Annotated in this window: 16 protein-coding genes; 13 read left to right on the forward strand and 3 right to left on the reverse strand. The window is 68.5% G+C overall.

Going from position 1 to position 15,679, the window contains the following annotated elements:
* The first annotated feature begins 87 nt into the window (after positions 1–87).
* The 4 genes from prfB to smpB all read left to right on the forward strand — a co-directional run bounded on the left by prfB (position 88) and on the right by smpB (position 3,686).
* Positions 88–1,197: a peptide chain release factor 2 gene (gene prfB / locus IM776_RS05650; protein WP_194422022.1), complete on the forward strand. Its 1,110-nt coding sequence runs from the start codon at positions 88–90 to the stop codon at positions 1,195–1,197.
* Positions 1,198–1,254: 57 nt separating this feature from the next.
* Positions 1,255–2,226, forward strand: a complete 972-nt coding sequence (ftsE, locus tag IM776_RS05655) for a cell division ATP-binding protein FtsE (protein ID WP_194422023.1) — start codon at positions 1,255–1,257, stop codon at positions 2,224–2,226.
* The gene (ftsX, locus tag IM776_RS05660) at positions 2,223–3,134 is read left to right on the forward strand and encodes a permease-like cell division protein FtsX (protein ID WP_194422024.1); all 912 of its coding nucleotides are present in this window, start codon (positions 2,223–2,225) and stop codon (positions 3,132–3,134) included. Before ftsE ends, ftsX begins: the two co-directional genes overlap by 4 nt.
* Before the next feature lie 75 nt (positions 3,135–3,209).
* On the forward strand, positions 3,210–3,686 hold the full coding sequence (gene smpB / locus IM776_RS05665) for an SsrA-binding protein SmpB (RefSeq protein WP_194422025.1): 477 nt from the start codon (positions 3,210–3,212) through the stop codon (positions 3,684–3,686).
* 3 nt (positions 3,687–3,689) lie between these two features.
* Here smpB and IM776_RS05670 read toward each other — a convergent pair whose 3' ends face one another.
* A complete protein-coding gene (locus tag IM776_RS05670; RefSeq protein ID WP_194422026.1) occupies positions 3,690–5,552 on the reverse strand; it encodes a S9 family peptidase in 1,863 nt (620 codons plus the stop codon).
* A gap of 122 nt (positions 5,553–5,674) precedes the next feature.
* Here IM776_RS05670 and IM776_RS05675 point away from each other — a divergent pair, with 122 nt between their 5' ends.
* Entirely contained in the window at positions 5,675–6,658 is a 984-nt protein-coding gene (locus IM776_RS05675) for a methylenetetrahydrofolate reductase (protein WP_194422027.1), read from the forward strand.
* A gap of 23 nt (positions 6,659–6,681) precedes the next feature.
* Positions 6,682–8,997, forward strand: a complete 2,316-nt coding sequence (gene metE, locus IM776_RS05680; protein ID WP_194422028.1) for a 5-methyltetrahydropteroyltriglutamate--homocysteine S-methyltransferase — start codon at positions 6,682–6,684, stop codon at positions 8,995–8,997.
* Positions 8,998–9,099: 102 nt separating this feature from the next.
* Here metE and lexA read toward each other — a convergent pair whose 3' ends face one another.
* Positions 9,100–9,786 (reverse strand): transcriptional repressor LexA, encoded by a 687-nt coding sequence (gene lexA, locus IM776_RS05685; protein WP_194422029.1) that lies wholly within the window; start codon positions 9,784–9,786, stop codon positions 9,100–9,102.
* A 263-nt stretch (positions 9,787–10,049) separates the two neighbouring features.
* Here lexA and IM776_RS05690 point away from each other — a divergent pair, with 263 nt between their 5' ends.
* The 6 genes from IM776_RS05690 to IM776_RS05715 all read left to right on the forward strand — a co-directional run bounded on the left by IM776_RS05690 (position 10,050) and on the right by IM776_RS05715 (position 14,356).
* Positions 10,050–10,412, forward strand: coding sequence for a LysM peptidoglycan-binding domain-containing protein (locus IM776_RS05690; RefSeq protein WP_194422030.1), 363 nt, complete (start codon positions 10,050–10,052; stop codon positions 10,410–10,412).
* Between the two features lie 13 nt (positions 10,413–10,425).
* The gene (locus tag IM776_RS05695; protein WP_194422031.1) at positions 10,426–11,520 is read left to right on the forward strand and encodes a histidinol-phosphate transaminase; all 1,095 of its coding nucleotides are present in this window, start codon (positions 10,426–10,428) and stop codon (positions 11,518–11,520) included.
* Positions 11,517–12,122 (forward strand): imidazoleglycerol-phosphate dehydratase HisB, encoded by a 606-nt coding sequence (gene hisB / locus IM776_RS05700; protein WP_194422032.1) that lies wholly within the window; start codon positions 11,517–11,519, stop codon positions 12,120–12,122. The genes IM776_RS05695 and hisB overlap by 4 nt, the downstream gene beginning before the upstream one ends.
* Positions 12,119–12,748: an imidazole glycerol phosphate synthase subunit HisH gene (gene hisH, locus IM776_RS05705; protein ID WP_194422033.1), complete on the forward strand. Its 630-nt coding sequence runs from the start codon at positions 12,119–12,121 to the stop codon at positions 12,746–12,748. The genes hisB and hisH overlap by 4 nt, the downstream gene beginning before the upstream one ends.
* Before the next feature lie 89 nt (positions 12,749–12,837).
* The gene (priA, locus tag IM776_RS05710) at positions 12,838–13,584 is read left to right on the forward strand and encodes a bifunctional 1-(5-phosphoribosyl)-5-((5-phosphoribosylamino)methylideneamino)imidazole-4-carboxamide isomerase/phosphoribosylanthranilate isomerase PriA (RefSeq protein ID WP_194422034.1); all 747 of its coding nucleotides are present in this window, start codon (positions 12,838–12,840) and stop codon (positions 13,582–13,584) included.
* A complete protein-coding gene (locus IM776_RS05715) occupies positions 13,568–14,356 on the forward strand; it encodes an SseB family protein (protein ID WP_194422035.1) in 789 nt (262 codons plus the stop codon). Before priA ends, IM776_RS05715 begins: the two co-directional genes overlap by 17 nt.
* Before the next feature lie 46 nt (positions 14,357–14,402).
* Here the strand turns inward: IM776_RS05715 and IM776_RS05720 are convergent, their stop codons facing one another.
* Positions 14,403–14,795: a DUF1844 domain-containing protein gene (locus IM776_RS05720; RefSeq protein ID WP_194422036.1), complete on the reverse strand. Its 393-nt coding sequence runs from the start codon at positions 14,793–14,795 to the stop codon at positions 14,403–14,405.
* 147 nt (positions 14,796–14,942) lie between these two features.
* Here IM776_RS05720 and infC point away from each other — a divergent pair, with 147 nt between their 5' ends.
* Positions 14,943–15,659, forward strand: a complete 717-nt coding sequence (gene infC / locus IM776_RS05725; RefSeq protein ID WP_422730938.1) for a translation initiation factor IF-3 — start codon at positions 14,943–14,945, stop codon at positions 15,657–15,659.
* Positions 15,660–15,679 lie beyond the last annotated feature (20 nt).

Genomic DNA, 15,679 nt, shown 5'->3' on the forward strand with positions numbered 1-15,679 from the left:
CTGCTCACTATCGTCACGCTACTCCGGATCGAGCCGTCGACCCGCAGGACCGCATCTCCCAGCTGATCCGCGATAGGCTGAGTCGTCATGCTCGAACTCGATCTCTCCGCCGAAATTCAGGCGCTCAGGCACACATACGGCGACATCAGCGAGGTCGTCGACGTCACGCGACTCCAGGCCGACATCGCCCGGCTCAGCGAAGAGGCCGGCGCCCCCGATCTCTGGGACGACCCGGAGAAGGCGCAGAAGGTCACCAGCGCACTCAGCCACAAGCAGGCCGAGCTCAAGCGCGTGAACGACATCGGCCGGCGTCTGGACGACCTCGAGGTTCTCGTCGAGCTCGCCAACGAGATGGAGGACGAGGAGTCGGCAGCCGAGGCGCGCGCCGAGCTCACCGCTCTCACCGCGGTCATGAGCCAGCTCGAGGTCCAGACGCTGCTCGACGGCGAGTACGACGACAGGAGTGCGATCATCACGATCCGCTCCGGCGCCGGCGGCGACGACGCGACCGACTTCGCCGAGATGCTCATGCGCATGTACCTGCGCTGGGCCGAGCAGCACAAGTACCCGGTCAAGGTGATGGACACCGCCTACGCCGAAGGCGCCGGGATCAAGTCCGCGACCTTCGAGATCGACGCGCCCTACGCCTTCGGCACGCTGTCGGTCGAGGCCGGCACGCACCGCCTGGCCCGCATCAGCCCGTTCGGCTCCGCCGACAAGCGCCAGACGAGCTTCGCCGCCGTCGAGGTCATCCCGCTGATGGAGGAGGCCACCGAGGTCGACATCCCGGAGAACGACATCCGGGTCGACGTCTTCCGCTCCTCGGGCCCCGGCGGGCAGTCGGTCAACACGACCGACTCGGCCGTGCGCCTGACGCACCTGCCGACCGGCATCGTCGTGTCGATGCAGAACGAGAAGTCGCAGATCCAGAACCGCGCCGCCGCCATGCGCGTGCTGCAGACCCGCCTCCTGCTGCTGCAGAAGGAGGAGGAGGCCGCGAAGAAGAAGGAGCTCGCTGGCAACATCACCGCGAGCTGGGGCGACCAGATGCGCTCGTACTTCCTCTACGGCCAGCAGCTCGTGAAGGACCTCCGCACCGGCCACGAGTCCGGCAACCCGGCGGCCGTGTTCGACGGCGATCTCGACGACTTCATCTCTGCGGGCATCCGCTGGCGCAAGCGTCCCGACGAGGACTGACAGCCTCCGGGTGTCGCTCGCGGCCAGGCGCGTACCCGCGCTTAGGCTCATAAGGCCATGATTCGGTTCGAGAACGTCACCAAGCGCTACCGCGGCACGAAGAGGCCGGCTCTCGCCGGTGTCGACTTCGAAGTCCAGCGGGGCGAATTCGTCTTCCTCGTCGGAGCATCCGGATCGGGGAAGTCGTCCTGCCTCCGGCTGATCCTCCGCGAGGATGTGCCCACCTCCGGTCGCGTCGCCGTCCTCGGACGCGACCTGCGATCGCTCGCGAACCGGAAGGCGCCGTACTTCCGCCGCCACATCGGCTCGGTGTTCCAGGACTTCCGGCTGCTGTCGTCCAAGACGGTGTTCCAGAACGTCGCATTCACGCTTCAGGTGACGGGCTCCTCGCGCGGTTTCGTGCAGCAGGCCGTTCCCGAGGCGCTCGCTTTGGTGGGCCTTGAGGGCAAAGAGAAGCGGATGCCGCACGAACTGTCCGGCGGTGAGCAGCAGCGCGTCGCCATCGCGCGTGCGCTCGTCAACCGCCCGCAGGTGCTGCTCGCCGACGAGCCGACCGGAAACCTCGACCCCGCGACCTCCGTCGACATCATGCAGCTGCTCGCGCGCATCAACGCCGGCGGCACCACCGTGCTGATGGCGACGCACGAGGCGGCCTTCGTCGACCAGATGCGCCGCCGGGTCATCGAGCTCAAGAACGGCGAAATGGTCCGCGACGAGACGCACGGCGGCTACGGTGATCGTTCGATGATCCCGCAGCTCACGCCCGAGCAGGAGCGCGGAGCCGCCGCGACGGCCGCGCTCACGGCCGTGCAGGAGGTGCAGCGGCAGACGGAGTCGCTCCAGCCGCTCACCGCAGACATGATCGCGTCGATGAAGGCCGCGCGAGACGCGCAGCCGCCGGCGGAGCCGCCCGCTCCTCGTACGCATCCGGTCGTCCTGCCGGAGGTCGATGTCGCCGAGCTCGGCGTCGCCGACCGTCTCGGGCTGTCCGCGGCCGATGACGACGAGGAAGTGGGGCCGACCTCGTGAGGGTGGGACTGATTCTGATGGAGGCCCTCGGCGGCCTTCGTCGCAACATCTCGATGGTGATCTCCGTCGTGCTCGTGACCTTCGTGTCGCTGACCTTCGTCGGTGCTGCGATCCTCATGCAGGGGCAGATCAGCACGATGCGCGGCTACTGGACGGAGCGTGCGCAGGTCTCGGTCTCGATGTGCTCCACAGTCTCGACGGCCGAAACATGTCTCGACGGCGCGGCCACCGAGGACCAGCGCGATGAGGTCAAGGCCGAACTCGAAGGCGACGCGCTGGGCTCGCTCATCAGCAACCTCCGGTTCGAGACCAAGGAGGAGGCGTACGCGAACATCACCGAGCTGCTCGGCGAACAGGCGAGCGTGCTCACGGAGGAGCAGATGTCGGAGAGCTTCTACGTCACGCTCAAGGATCCGACGCAGTCCCAGGTGATCGTCGAGGCGTTCTCCGGTGTCGCCGGAGTCGAGGAGGTGCGCGATCAGCTCCAGTACCTGGACCCGCTGTTCTCGGCGCTGACGGTCGCCACCTACATCGCGGTCGGCATCGCCGTTCTCATGCTCATCGCCGCGGTGCTCCTCATCGCTACGACCATCCGCCTGTCGGCCTATGCGCGCCGCAAGGAGATCGGGATCATGCGTCTGGTGGGCGCATCGAACCGCTTCATCCAGACGCCGTTCGTGCTCGAGGGCGTGTTCGCCGCGTTCCTCGGGTCCGCGCTCGCGAGCGGCGCCGTGATCCTCGGCATGCACTTCGGCGTCGACGGCTACCTGAAGGGACGGGTGCCGTTCATCACCACGTGGGTGAGCATGCAGGACGCCCTCGTCGTCGTGCCGATCCTCATCGCGATCGGCGTCGTCCTCGCCGCACTCTCGGCCGGCTTCGCGATCCGCCGCTGGTTGCGCACGTAGCATCCGCTCTGAGCGGGCGCGCTGCTGTTGTAGGGTGGAGGGCTGGCCGTACGACGGGATACACAGGAGAGAAACATGCCCAGGGAACGCGGGGAGAAGGTCATCGCGACCAATCGTCGCGCCCGTCACGACTACAACATCGAGAAGTCGTACGAGGCGGGTCTGGTGCTCACCGGCACCGAGGTGAAGTCGCTGCGCCAGGGGCGCGCGAACCTGTCGGACGGGTACGCGTACATCAAGGGCAAGGAGATCTTCCTCGACGCCGTCCACATCCCGGAGTACTCGCAGGGGCACTGGACGAACCACTCAGCCAAGCGCATCCGCAAGCTCCTGATGCATCGCGAGGAGATCCAGAAGCTCGAACACGCGGTTTCCGCCGGCGGCTACACGCTCGTGCCGCTCAAGCTCTACTTCCTCGACGGCCGTGCGAAGGTCGAGATCGCTCTGGCCAAGGGAAAGCGCGAGTTCGACAAGCGCCAGACGCTCCGCGAGCGACAGGACACCCGCGAGGCCGAGCGCGCCATGCGGCTGCGCAACCGCATGGGGGAGTAGTCCTCAGGGCGAAGGGGTGAACCCGAACGCCCGCCCGAGGAACGCCAGTTCTCGCTCCAGCGCGTCGACGATCGTCTCCGCCCGGCGGAACCCGTGGCCTTCACCCGGATACAGCACGTACTCGTGCGGGATGCCGCGTGCCGCCAGCGCGTCGCGGATGGCCTCGGACTGCGACGGGGGCACGACCCGGTCGTCCTCGCCCTGCAGGAGCAGCACCGGCACGTCGATCCTGTCGGCGTGGGTGAGCGGTGACCGATCGATGTACACCTGCTCGGCTTCGGGCAACGGGCCGACGAGCCCGTCGATGTAGTGCTTCTCGAAGTCGTGCGAGTCCCGCGCCAGCATCCGCAGATCGGTGACGCCGTACCGGCTGATGCCGGCCGCGAACACTCCTCCGCGCACCAGAGCCGACAGCACGGTCCAGCCGCCCGCCGATCCGCCGCGGATCGCGATCCGCGCGGGGTCGGCGCGTCCGGACTCGGCGAGACCGCGCGCGGCGGCCAGCACGTCGTCGACGTCGACGACGCCCCACTGTCCATCGAGCCGCTCCCGGTAGTCACGGCCGTAGCCTGTGGAGCCTCCGTAATTGACGTCGAGCACGCCGATGCCCCGACTCGTGTAGTAGGCGATGGCGGCGGATGCCGCACCGGCAACGTGGGCAGTGGGCCCGCCGTGCACGAACACGATGTAGGGCGGCAGCTCTCCGTCGGGGGCGGATGCGTCGGGGTTCGCGGGCGCGAAGTCGAAGGCGTGCACAGGTCCGTGAGCACCGTCGATAGTGAGCTGTTCTGCCGGCGGCATCCAGTCGGGAGGCGTCGGTGCGCCGCCGCGGATGCGCGTGACCTTGCCGGAGTCGACGTCCACGCTCCAGAGCCCGGCACTGACGCCCGAGCCTCCGCCGGACAGCAGCACACGCGTGCCATCGACATCGTCGACGCTGACGTGGGCGCCGGCGGGGACGTCGAGCATGCGGGCGGTGCCGTCGGTGTCGATCACGACGATCTCATCGGACCCGTTCGTGCGCACCGCGACGATACGGCCATCGGCGAGCGGCTGGAACCAGCGGTTGCCGAGGACCCACAGGCCGTAGCCGGTGTCGGCGTCGGTGGACGTCAGTGCGGTGGCATCCGAGACTCGCTCGAGCCCGTCCAGGGCGATGCGCTGCAGCTGCCAGCGTCCACTCGGGTCGTCGGCATACACGAGCTCGGTGTCGCTCAGCCACTCCGGCTGCAGCGCCGCACGAGTCGGAGTGGACGCGATGGTGTCGCCTTCGAGGCCGGCCACGTGCAGCTGCGCGAGCTGCCACGGCATGTGCCGGTCGCTCCACTGCACCCACGCGATGCGCTCGCCGTCGGGGGAGAGTGCAGGATGCGCGACGAACCCGGACGTCGCGACGATCACGGTCGCCTCGCCACCGTCGGTGGGTATCTCGATGATCGACCGCCGGTGCTGCGCGCCGGTCAGGTCCTCTCTGATCGCCAGCAGACGCCCACTCTGCACCCGCAGCCCGCCGTGGTTCGGTCCGGGCGCGGTCAGCGGTTCGGGTTCGCCGCCGCGCGGCATCCGGTACACCCGCTGATCGCCGGCGTCGACGAAGAACAGCGTTCCTTCGTCGTCCACGGTCCACGCTCCGCCGCCGTACTCGTGCACGCGAGATCGCGCGCTCCACGGCTCCGGGAGCAGCACGTCGCCGGACGAGCTCCGTACCGTCACGCGCCCGCCCTCTGCCGGCACCGATTCACCCCACCAGATCTCGTCGCCGACGAAGCGGGCGCCGTCTATGCGGGGCGCGGAGGAGGCGATGTCGGCGGCGGCGAACGGCGAGGACCATGTTCCAAAGGGCGAAGTTCCGTACGGCTGGGGCATGGCTCGAGCCTATGCCGGGATCTCTGACACACGACGTCACACGGGTACACACGCGGTCACAGAGGGTGCGGCGGATGCCTGCGCGTTCTACCGTCGTGGCCAGCCCACCTGTCAGGAGAGAGATGCCACCCGAGTTCGCGACGCTCGACAGCTCCCGCGTGCCCTTCTCCTTCGAGCTGTATCCGCCGCGCTCCGCCTCGAGCGAAGAGTCGCTGCACGAGACCATCCACCGGCTCGCGGATGCCGGTCCCGACTTCATCTCCGTCACCTACGGCGCAGGGGGATCGACGGGCGGCCGGTCGCTCGAGGTGCTCCGCTTCATCCGCGAGAACACCGACGTCGAGCCGCTGGCGCACCTGACCTGCGTCGGCAACACCTACGCCGGTGCGGCCGCGCTCATCCGCGAGTTCCTGGATGCCGGCATCCTGAGCTTCCTCGCCCTCCGCGGCGATCCGCCTGCCGGCCGGACAGAGCCCTTCCTCGGCGATCCGCCTGCCGGCCGGACAGAGCCCTTCCTCGGCGACCTGGAGACGTCGGCGCAGCTCGTGCAGCTGATCGGCCGCGTGCAGGCCGAGCGCGTCCCGTACGAGGAGACGCCGATCCCCGGGCTTCCCGGCGCCGCACGCATCACCAGCCGCCGCCACGTCAACATCGCCGTCGCCGCCTTTCCGAACGGGCATCCGCGGGCCACGCATCGAACGCAGGACGTCGAGGCGCTCCTGGCCAAGCAGGCGGCCGGGGCCACCTTCGCGATCACGCAGCTGTTCTTCCACTCCGACGACTACTCCGCGTTCGTCGAACGCGCCCGCGCAGCCGGAGCGACGATCCCCATCCTCCCCGGCATCATGCCGATCACGTCGCCCGCGCGACTCGCCCGTGTGCTCGAGCTGACCGGTGAGGATCTGCCCAGCGAACTCGCCATCGCGCTGGAGATCGAGCCGACCGCCGAGGGCCGACGCGAGATCGGCATCGAGTGGGCCGCCCGCCTCACCCGAGAGGTCGTCGCCGCCGGTGCCCCCGGCGTGCACCTGTACGCGTTCAATCAGCACGAAACCGTCCTCACCGTCCTCGCCGAGGCGGGCCTGCTGCCCGCACTGCGTTCGTAGATCCACCCCGAAAGGAACACACCATGACTGCACTCCCTCAGGGGACGATCCTCGGCTACCCGCGCATCGGCCGTCGCCGCGAGCTCAAGAAGGCCGTCGAGGCGTTCTGGTCCGGCCGCTCCGACGTGGCAGCGCTCGAGCAGACAGCGGCCGAGCTGCGCGCCACCACACGGGAGCGCCTCGCCGCACTCGGCCTGGGGCAGAAGGACTCCGCGATCCCGGAGTCGTTCTCGTTCTACGACCAGGTGCTGGACGCCGCGGTCACGGTCGGTGCGATCCCCGAGCGCTTCGATGACCTGCGCTCGACGGACGGCTCGATCGGCCTGCCGGCGTACTTCACGATCGCGCGAGGCGAGGGAGAACGCGCGCCGCTGGAGATGACCAAGTGGTTCGACTCGAACTACCACTACCTCGTGCCCGAGATCGGGCCGGAGACGACGTTCTCGCTATCGAGCGATCGGCTCGTGCGCGAGGTCGAAGAGGCCGTGGCCGCCGGGTTCGTGACGCGTCCTGTCATCGTCGGTCCGGTCACGCTGCTCGCCCTGGCGAAGGCGTCGGATGCTGCGCCGGAAGGCTTCGACCCGCTCTCGCGTCTCGACGACGTCGTGCCCGTGTACGCGGCGCTGCTGGCGCGCCTGCGGGCCGCCGGCGCCGAGTGGGTGCAGTTGGACGAGCCTGCCCTGGTCAGCGAATCGCTGCCCGCCTCCGCGGAGCAACTGGCGGATGCCGCGGGTCGCGCCCTGCACGTCATCGGCGGTGCGACCGACCGTCCCTCGATCCTCGTGGCCGCGCCGTACGCGTCGCTGAACGCGACATTCGCGGTGCTGGCAGCGGCCCCGATCGAGGGCATCGCAGTGGACCTCGTGCGCGGCGCGGTGCCTGACGCCGCTGCCGGGCTCGAGAGCAAGGCTCTCGTGGGTGGTGTGATCGACGGGCACAACATCTGGCGAGGCGACCTGTCCGCGGCGTTCGAGAAGCTCGAGGCACTGGGACGGCTGGGGGCGGCATCCGTCTCGGCATCCACGTCCACCTCGCTCCTGCACGTCCCGCACGACGTGACCGAGGAGACCGCGCTGGACGAGCGTCTGGTGTCATGGCTGGCGTTCGCGGACCAGAAGGTCGATCAGGTCGTCACCCTGGCACGCGGTCTCGCCGCCGGACGCGCGGCGATCGAGGATGAGTTGGATGCCGCATCCGCAGCGCTCGCTGATCGCCGGAGCGCGCCGGGGGTCCGCGACGGCGCCGTGCGTTCGCGCGGTCTCGTCGACGCCGACTTCTCGCGCGCTCCCTATGCCGAGCGCGAGACGGCCCAGCAGGACTCCCTCCAGCTGCCGGCGCTGCCGCTGACGACGATCGGCTCCTTCCCGCAGACCGGTGAGATCCGCCGGGCGCGAGCCCGGTTCACGCGCGGCGAGCTGTCGCAGGCGGAGTACGAGACGTTCCTCCGGAGCGAGATCGACGCGGTCATCGAGCTGCAGGAGGAGCTCGGCCTCGACGTGCTCGTCCACGGCGAGCCGGAGCGCAACGACATGGTGCAGTACTTCGCCGAGAATCTCGACGGGTTCGCGGTCACCGAGCACGGCTGGGTGCAGTCGTACGGGTCGCGGGCCACGCGTCCGTCGATCCTGTGGGGCGACGTCTCACGCCCCGCGCCCATCACGGTCGATTGGTCGCGGTACGCACAGTCGAAGACCGCCAAGTACGTCAAGGGAATGCTGACGGGGCCGGTGACGATCCTCGCCTGGTCGTTCGTGCGCGACGACCAGCCGCTCGGTGCGACGGCGAACCAGGTCGCCCTCGCCCTGCGCGACGAGATCAGTGATCTCGAGGATGCCGGCATCGCGATCATCCAGGTGGACGAGCCGGCGCTGCGGGAGCTGCTGCCCCTCAAGGTGGGCGACCAGTCGGCGTATCTGGAATGGTCGGTGGGATCCTTCCGGCTCGCCACGGGCGGCGCCGCGGTCGGCACGCAAGTGCACACCCACCTGTGTTACTCGGAGTTCGGCGTCGTCATCGACGCCATCAGGGCGCTGGATGCGGACGTAACCTCGATCGAGGCTGCCCGCAGCCGGATGGAGGTCGTGGCCGACATCGCCGAGGTCGGGTTCGACCACGGCATCGGGCCGGGTGTTTACGACATCCACTCGCCGCGCGTGCCCGCGGTCGACGAGATCGAGGCATTGCTGCGTCGCGCGGCCCTGGAGATCCCCACGCGTCAGCTGTGGGTCAACCCGGACTGCGGACTGAAGACGCGCGGATACGACGAGACGAGGGCATCGCTGCGGAACATCGTCGACGCCACCCGTCGTGTACGCGAGGACGTGAACGTCACGGTGTGACGTCGCGCGCCGCACGTCTGCATCGCGTGCGCCGATAACGGAGAAACCGCCCTTCCGGAGCTCCGGAAGGGCGGTTTCCGCGTTATCGATGGGCTGCGGGTCTCAGACCGCGCGGAGGACTGCGACGACCTTGCCGAGCACCACGGCGTCGTCGCCGAGGATCGGTTCGAACGAGGTGTTGCGGGGGAGCAGCCAGGTGTGTCCGTCGCGCTGGCGGAAGGTCTTCACCGTGGCCTCGCCGTCGAGCATCGCTGCGACGATCTCGCCGTTCTCGGCGGTGTTCTGCGTGCGGACGACCACCCAGTCGCCGTCGCAGATCGCGGCGTCGATCATCGACTCACCGGACACCTTGAGCATGAACAGCTCACCCTTGCCGACCAGCTGGCGGGGGAGCGGGAAGATCTCATCGACCTGCTGTTCGGCGGTGATCGGGATGCCGGCAGCGATCTGACCGACCAGCGGCACCATCGCCGCATCCCCGACCGGAATGGCGGAATCGGCCGGGTTCTCGCTGCTCGTGCCGGGAAGGTCGATGAGGACCTCCATCGCGCGGGTCTTGCCGGGGTCGCGGCGCAGGTAGCCGCTGAGCTCGAGCTGGCCGAGCTGGTGGGTGACGCTGGACAGCGACTTCAAGCCGACGGCGTCGCCGATCTCGCGCATACTCGGCGGGTAGCCGTACTTGGCGATCGAGGTCTGGATGACCTCGAGGATCGCCATCTGCTTCGGGCTGAGATTCTTGCGCCGACGAGTGCGAGGCGCCTCGGCCTCTGTGGCGGAGTTGTCGCTCATGGGTGCTCCTTCGTGCGCGATTCCGGGGCTGCTCTTCGAATGTCGGTGGCCCGTGGTGGGGTGGCGTTATCGAAACCGTATCCGAGAAACAGCCCGATTCGGAAGATCTGTTCGAGCGTGTCGAGTGATTGACCGGTCCCGTTTCGAATAAGTCTTGACAGATGTTCGAATTCGAATATAGATTCGGTACGTAGCTTCGCATTCATCGCTCCCGGCCGAGTGATGAATGCGAACGCTACGCCAAAGAGGCAGAGGAGAATCCCATGAGCACCATCAGCATCACCGCCCCAGCAGTCCGCCCCGCTCGCCCCGCGACCCGGCTTCGACTGACCTCCCGCGGTCGACGCGTACTGGTCGCTCTCGCCGCGCTCCCTCTCGCCGGCGGCATCGCCTTCGCTGCGATCAGCGGGGGCTCCGCGATCGCCTCCGGCGACGCGGTCGCCACGGCGAGCTTCGAGACCGTGACGGTCCTGCCCGGCGACACCCTGTGGTCGATCGCAGAGTCGCTCGCTCCGACGGCAGACCCGCGTGCGGTGATCGGCGACATCGAGCGCCTCAACGCTCTGGGCACCGGCTCGCTCCAGGTGGGACAGCAGCTGGCGATCCCCGCCGAGTACGCGCACTGATCCCACCGTTAGCATGGGAAGGGTGACTGCTTCCCTCGGCGACCTGCCCCTCCGCGACGATCTTCGCGGGCTCACACCTTACGGCGCACCGCAGGCTCCGCTGCCGATTGCGCTCAACGTCAACGAGAACACGCACGCGGTTCCCGACGAGGTCGCCAGCGACATCCTCGACGACATCGCCGTCGCCCTCCGTGGAGTGAACCGCTACCCCGACCGCGAGTTCACGACACTGCGTGAGGGGTTCGCCGCCTATCTCGGCCACGGACTGGAGCCCGAGCAGATCTGGGCCGGCAACGGCTCCAACGAAGTCCTGCAGCACATCATGCAGGCGTTCGGCGGTCCCGGACGCACCGTGTTCGGCTTCGCGCCCACCTATTCGATGTACCCCCTCATCGCGCAGGGGACCGGGGCCCGATGGGTCGCCGGTGAGCGCGAGCCCGACTACACGATCACCGCGGAGGAGGCGGCCGCGCAGGTCGAGCGTGCCGACGCCGACATCGTCATGCTGTGCTCGCCGAACAACCCGACAGGCACCCCGCTCGGGCTCGACATCGTCGAGGCCGTCTATGAGGCTGCTCGTGGCATCGTCGTCGTAGACGAGGCGTACCAGGAGTTCGCGCCGCGGGATGCGGCATCCGCCCTCACGCTGTTGGACGGGCGCCCGCGCCTGGCCGTCTCGCGCACGATGAGCAAGGCGTTCGCGTTCGCCGGCGCGCGCGTGGGCTATCTCGCTGCCGATCCGGCGTTCATCGACGCACTGCGCCTCGTGCGGCTGCCGTACCACCTCAGCGCGCTGACGCAGGCAGCTGCCATCGCGGCGCTGCGCAACGCCGACATCATGCTCGGCATGGTCGACGAGATCATCGCGCAGCGCGATCGCATCACGGCGACGCTCGAGGCTCTCGGCTACCAGCCTCACGAGTCGTGGTCGAACTTCGTGCTGTTCGGCGGCGTCGCCGATCCTCGAGCGACATTCGAAGCGCTGTACGAGCGCGGCATCCTCGTGCGTGACGTCGGCATTCCGAACCACCTGCGGGTCACGGCGGGCACGGAGGCGGAGACGACGGCGTTCCTGGATGCGCTGGCCTCGATAGAATCGGCCTCATGAGCGCTTCCCGCACCGCTTCGCGTACCCGCAGCACCTCCGAGTCGACTGTCGAGATCGAGCTGAACCTCGACGGCACGGGACAGAGCCGCATCGACACGTCGGTGCCGTTCTTCGATCACATGCTGACGGCGTTCGCGAAGCACTCGCTCACCGACCTGACCGTGCGGGCGTCCGGCGACACGCACATCGACGCCCACCACACGGTCGAGGACGTCTCGATCGTACTCGGACAGGCGCTCCTCGAGGCGCTCGGCGACAAGTCGGGCATCTCGCGGTACGGAGATGCGCTGGTCCCGCTCGACGAGGCGCTCGCACAGGCCGTCGTCGACATCAGCGGCCGGCCGTACCTCGTGCACACCGGCGAGCCCGAGGGCTTCGAGCATCACCTGATCGGCGGTCACTTCACCGGGTCGCTGGTGCGCCACGCCTTCGAGGCGATCGCGTTCAACGCTGGGCTCACCGTGCACGTCCGCGTGCTCGGCGGACGCGACCCGCACCACATCGCCGAGGCCGAGTTCAAGGCCTTCGCGCGAGCGTTCCGCCAGGCCAAGGCCCTCGATCCGCTCGTCGACGGCATCCCGTCCACCAAGGGGGCGCTGTGACACGGAAGGTTGTCGTCTACGACTACGGATCGGGCAACGTCCACTCCGCGGTCAAGGCGCTGATCGCCGCCGGCGCCGACGCCACGCTCTCCGGCGACCGTGCTGAGGCGCTCGAGGCCGACGGACTGCTGGTTCCCGGCGTGGGCGCATTCGCCGCGGTGCGCGAGGCGCTCCTCGAGAAGGGCGGCGATGAGATCATCGATCGGCGCCTGGCAGGCGGCCGCCCCGTTCTCGGCGTTTGCGTCGGCATGCAGGTGCTCTTCTCGCACGGCGTCGAGCGCGGGCAGAACGTCGACGGCCTCGCGGAATGGCCGGGAACAGTCATGGAGCTGAACGCACCCGTGCTGCCGCACATGGGCTGGAACACCGTGGCGCCGGACGAGGGCAGCGTACTGTTCCGCGGCATCGAGGACGAGCGCTTCTACTTCGTGCACTCCTTCGCCGCGCAGAGCTGGGAGCTCGACGTCATCCCGCCGTTCCCGAAGCCCAAGCTCACGTGGACCACCTACGGTGAGCCGTTCCTTTCGGCGGTCGAGAACGGCCCGCTGTCGGCCACCCAGTTCCACCCCGAGAAGTCGGGCGATGCCGGCATCCGCCTGCTGAGGAACTGGGTCGACAGCCTCTGATGACCACGACGTTTTGAACCCTGCACGGAGGCGGACTAGTGTCGGGTCTCGTGCCCGCTCTCGGCGCACTCCACACACCCGAGGATGACATGAACGACTTCGCGTCCACTCCCAAGCTCACTCTTCTCCCGGCGGTCGATGTCGCCGGCGGCAAGGCGGTACGCCTGACCCAGGGAGAGGCGGGCTCCGAGACCAGTTACGGCGACCCGCTGGATGCCGCGGGCGAGTGGGCCGACCAGGGCGCGGAGTGGATTCACCTCGTCGACCTCGACGCGGCCTTCGGGCGCGGCAGCAACACGGCGATCCTGCGCAAGGTCATCAAGCAGCACCGCGACATCAACATCGAGCTCTCCGGCGGCATCCGCGACGACGCCAGCCTCGAGGCGGCGCTGGAGAGCGGAGCAGCCAGGATCAACCTCGGCACCGCCGCGCTCGAGAACCCGGAGTGGGCCGCCGACGTGATCAGCCGTTTCGGCGAGGCCGTCGCCGTGGGCCTGGACGTCCGCGGTACGACGCTCGCCGCTCGCGGATGGACGAAGGAGGGCGGCGACCTCTGGGAAGTGCTCGCTCGGCTCGAGGACGCCGGCTGCAGCCGGTACGTCGTCACCGACGTGACCAAGGACGGCACCCTGCGCGGACCGAACCTCGAACTGCTGCGCGAGATCACCTCTCGCACGCCGAAGCCCGTGGTCGCCTCCGGGGGCATCTCCAGCCTCGATGACATCATCGCGCTTCGTGAGCTCGTGCCGCTCGGCGTCGAGGGTGCGATCGTCGGCAAGGCTCTCTACGCCGGTGCGTTCACGCTGGCCGAGGCGCTGGATGTCGCCGGCGACTGACGACGCCTGCGACCACGGCGACCACGGCGATTCCGCCGGCGTCCCGTGGGAGGGGCGCAGCTTCGAAGCGAACCCGCACGCGGCTGACGACGGCTCCGCCGACCCCGCGCTGCTCGCCGCCCTGCTGCGCTTCCGTGCAGGGGAGGGCAGTCAGACCGAGGTCGTGGATGCCTTCCGCTCCGCTCGTGTGCTGATCCCGCTCATCGCCGAGAAGGGCGAAGAGGGCGTGGGGCCGACCGGCCTCGCCGTCGACAAGACGCAGGAGCTGTCGATCGTCACGGTCGCCGCTCCCGACGGACGCACGGTGCAGCCGGTGTTCTCGTCGGTCGAGGCTATGCAGAAGTGGGACCAGAAGGCGCGGCCGATCCCGGTCGAGTCGGTGCGCGTCGCGCTGTCTGCCACGTCCGAGCAGACCGACCTGATCGTGCTGGATCCGACGAGCGACACCGAGTTCGTCATCCGGCGCCCCGCGGTCTGGGCGATCGCGCAGGAACAGCACTGGGAGCCGAGCTTCCTCTCGCCCGAGGTCTACACCGCTCTGCAGTCGAGCATCGCGCACGAACTCGCCGTGATCGACATCGCGGTCGCCGCAGGCGACCCGGATGCGCGCCTGCACGGCCCCGAGCTGATCGTGATCCTGGAACTCATCGACGGTCTCGAGCGCGACGTGCTGGATGCCGTGCTCCAGCGCCTCGCTCAGCGATGGGCCGCCGACGACCGCATCGCGGTCCTCGCTGACTCGCTGACGGTCAAACTCCGCCGCGCCGCCTGACTCCTGTCTCTTGCGCCGACGTCAAGGCGTGGGCCCGAGAACCCGACTAGTTGACCGGACCGGTCCATTTCTCGCCCGGGCCCTTGCCGATCGGGTCGGGGATCGCGGATGCTTCGCGGAACGCGAGCTGCAGCGAACGCAGCCCGTCGCGCAGCGAGCGCGCGTGCATGTCGCTGATCTCGGGCGCTCCTGCGGTGATGAGACCGGCGAGGGAGTTGATGAGCTTGCGGGCCTCGTCGAGGTCAAGCTGAGAATCGGGATCGTCGGCGAGGCCGAGCTTGACGGCCGCGGCGCTCATCAGATGCACGGCGGTGGTGGTGATCACCTCGACGGCCGGGACGTCGGCGATGTCACGGGTGGCCGATGACGCGGCCTCCTCCTGCTGCTGCCAGCGCTCGTTGCGCTCGTCGTGGCCATGGTCGGGAGCCGGAATCGTCACTTCGCCTTGCCTTCTGTTAGACTTTGGCGGGCTCCGGAGCGTAATGTTCCGGATCGAAAGAGGATTCACTTCCCACCCGCGCTTGCCGTTCCAGGCTACCGGGTCTTGCGCTCCGCCGGTTCACGCCGGTAGATCGGACGATGTCCGATGATCAGGGTGCGAAGCCGACGTCTGAATGTCGGCGGGTGGGATGACGACTCCGATTTCGCGAGGCGGCGCAGAGCGCGTCGCAGCGTCCGAATCCCATCGTCTAAGGAGTTCCGCATCAGCGATCCCCGTACCAATGAGCGCATCCGCGTCCCCGAGGTCCGCCTCGTCGGCCCTGCGGGTGAGCAGATCGGCGTCGTCGCCATCCAGGTCGCCCTCCGCCTCGCGCAGGAAGCCGACCTCGATCTCGTCGAGGTCGCCCCGAACTCGAAGCCGCCAGTGGTCAAGATCATGGACTACGGCAAGTTCAAGTACGAGGCTGCCCAGAAGGCGAAGGAAGCTCGCCGCAACCAGGCGAACACGATCCTCAAGGAAGTCCGCTTCCGTCTGAAGATCGAAGCACACGACTACACGACCAAGCTCAAGCGTGCCGAGGGCTTTCTCAAGGCCGGCGACAAGGTCAAGGCCATGATCCTGTTCCGCGGTCGTGAGCAGTCGCGTCCCGAGCAGGGCGTGCGACTGTTGCGCAAGTTCGCCGAAGACGTCGCCGAGCTCGGCACCGTCGAGTCGAACCCGACCATCGACGGACGAAACATGGTCATGGTCGTCGCGCCGCTGAAGAACAAGTCCGAGGCCAAGGCCGAGCAGAACGCGAACCGCGACGCCCAGCGCGCCGCCAAGCGTTCGAGTTCGTCCGAGGAATCGCCTGCGGAGTAACTCCGCCACCGAAGACTCCC

The organism is Microbacterium abyssi, assembly GCF_015277895.1.
GTDB classification, from domain to species: domain Bacteria; phylum Actinomycetota; class Actinomycetes; order Actinomycetales; family Microbacteriaceae; genus Microbacterium; species Microbacterium abyssi.

Excerpts from the sequence above, each read along its gene's own strand:
- priA (WP_194422034.1), top strand. The coding sequence starts at position 12,838 with ATGAACGACTTCGCGTCCACTCCCAAGCTCACTCTTCTCCCGGCGGTC.
- IM776_RS05715 (WP_194422035.1), top strand. The coding sequence starts at position 13,568 with ATGTCGCCGGCGACTGACGACGCCTGCGACCACGGCGACCACGGCGAT.
- IM776_RS05690 (WP_194422030.1), top strand. The coding sequence starts at position 10,050 with ATGAGCACCATCAGCATCACCGCCCCAGCAGTCCGCCCCGCTCGCCCC.
- hisB (WP_194422032.1), top strand. The coding sequence starts at position 11,517 with ATGAGCGCTTCCCGCACCGCTTCGCGTACCCGCAGCACCTCCGAGTCG.
- IM776_RS05670 (WP_194422026.1), bottom strand. The coding sequence starts at position 5,552 with ATGCCCCAGCCGTACGGAACTTCGCCCTTTGGAACATGGTCCTCGCCG.
- infC (WP_422730938.1), top strand. The coding sequence starts at position 14,943 with ATGATCAGGGTGCGAAGCCGACGTCTGAATGTCGGCGGGTGGGATGAC.
- smpB (WP_194422025.1), top strand. The coding sequence starts at position 3,210 with ATGCCCAGGGAACGCGGGGAGAAGGTCATCGCGACCAATCGTCGCGCC.
- metE (WP_194422028.1), top strand. The coding sequence starts at position 6,682 with ATGACTGCACTCCCTCAGGGGACGATCCTCGGCTACCCGCGCATCGGC.
- lexA (WP_194422029.1), bottom strand. The coding sequence starts at position 9,786 with ATGAGCGACAACTCCGCCACAGAGGCCGAGGCGCCTCGCACTCGTCGG.
- IM776_RS05675 (WP_194422027.1), top strand. The coding sequence starts at position 5,675 with ATGCCACCCGAGTTCGCGACGCTCGACAGCTCCCGCGTGCCCTTCTCC.
- IM776_RS05695 (WP_194422031.1), top strand. The coding sequence starts at position 10,426 with ATGGGAAGGGTGACTGCTTCCCTCGGCGACCTGCCCCTCCGCGACGAT.
- prfB (WP_194422022.1), top strand. The coding sequence starts at position 88 with ATGCTCGAACTCGATCTCTCCGCCGAAATTCAGGCGCTCAGGCACACA.
- ftsE (WP_194422023.1), top strand. The coding sequence starts at position 1,255 with ATGATTCGGTTCGAGAACGTCACCAAGCGCTACCGCGGCACGAAGAGG.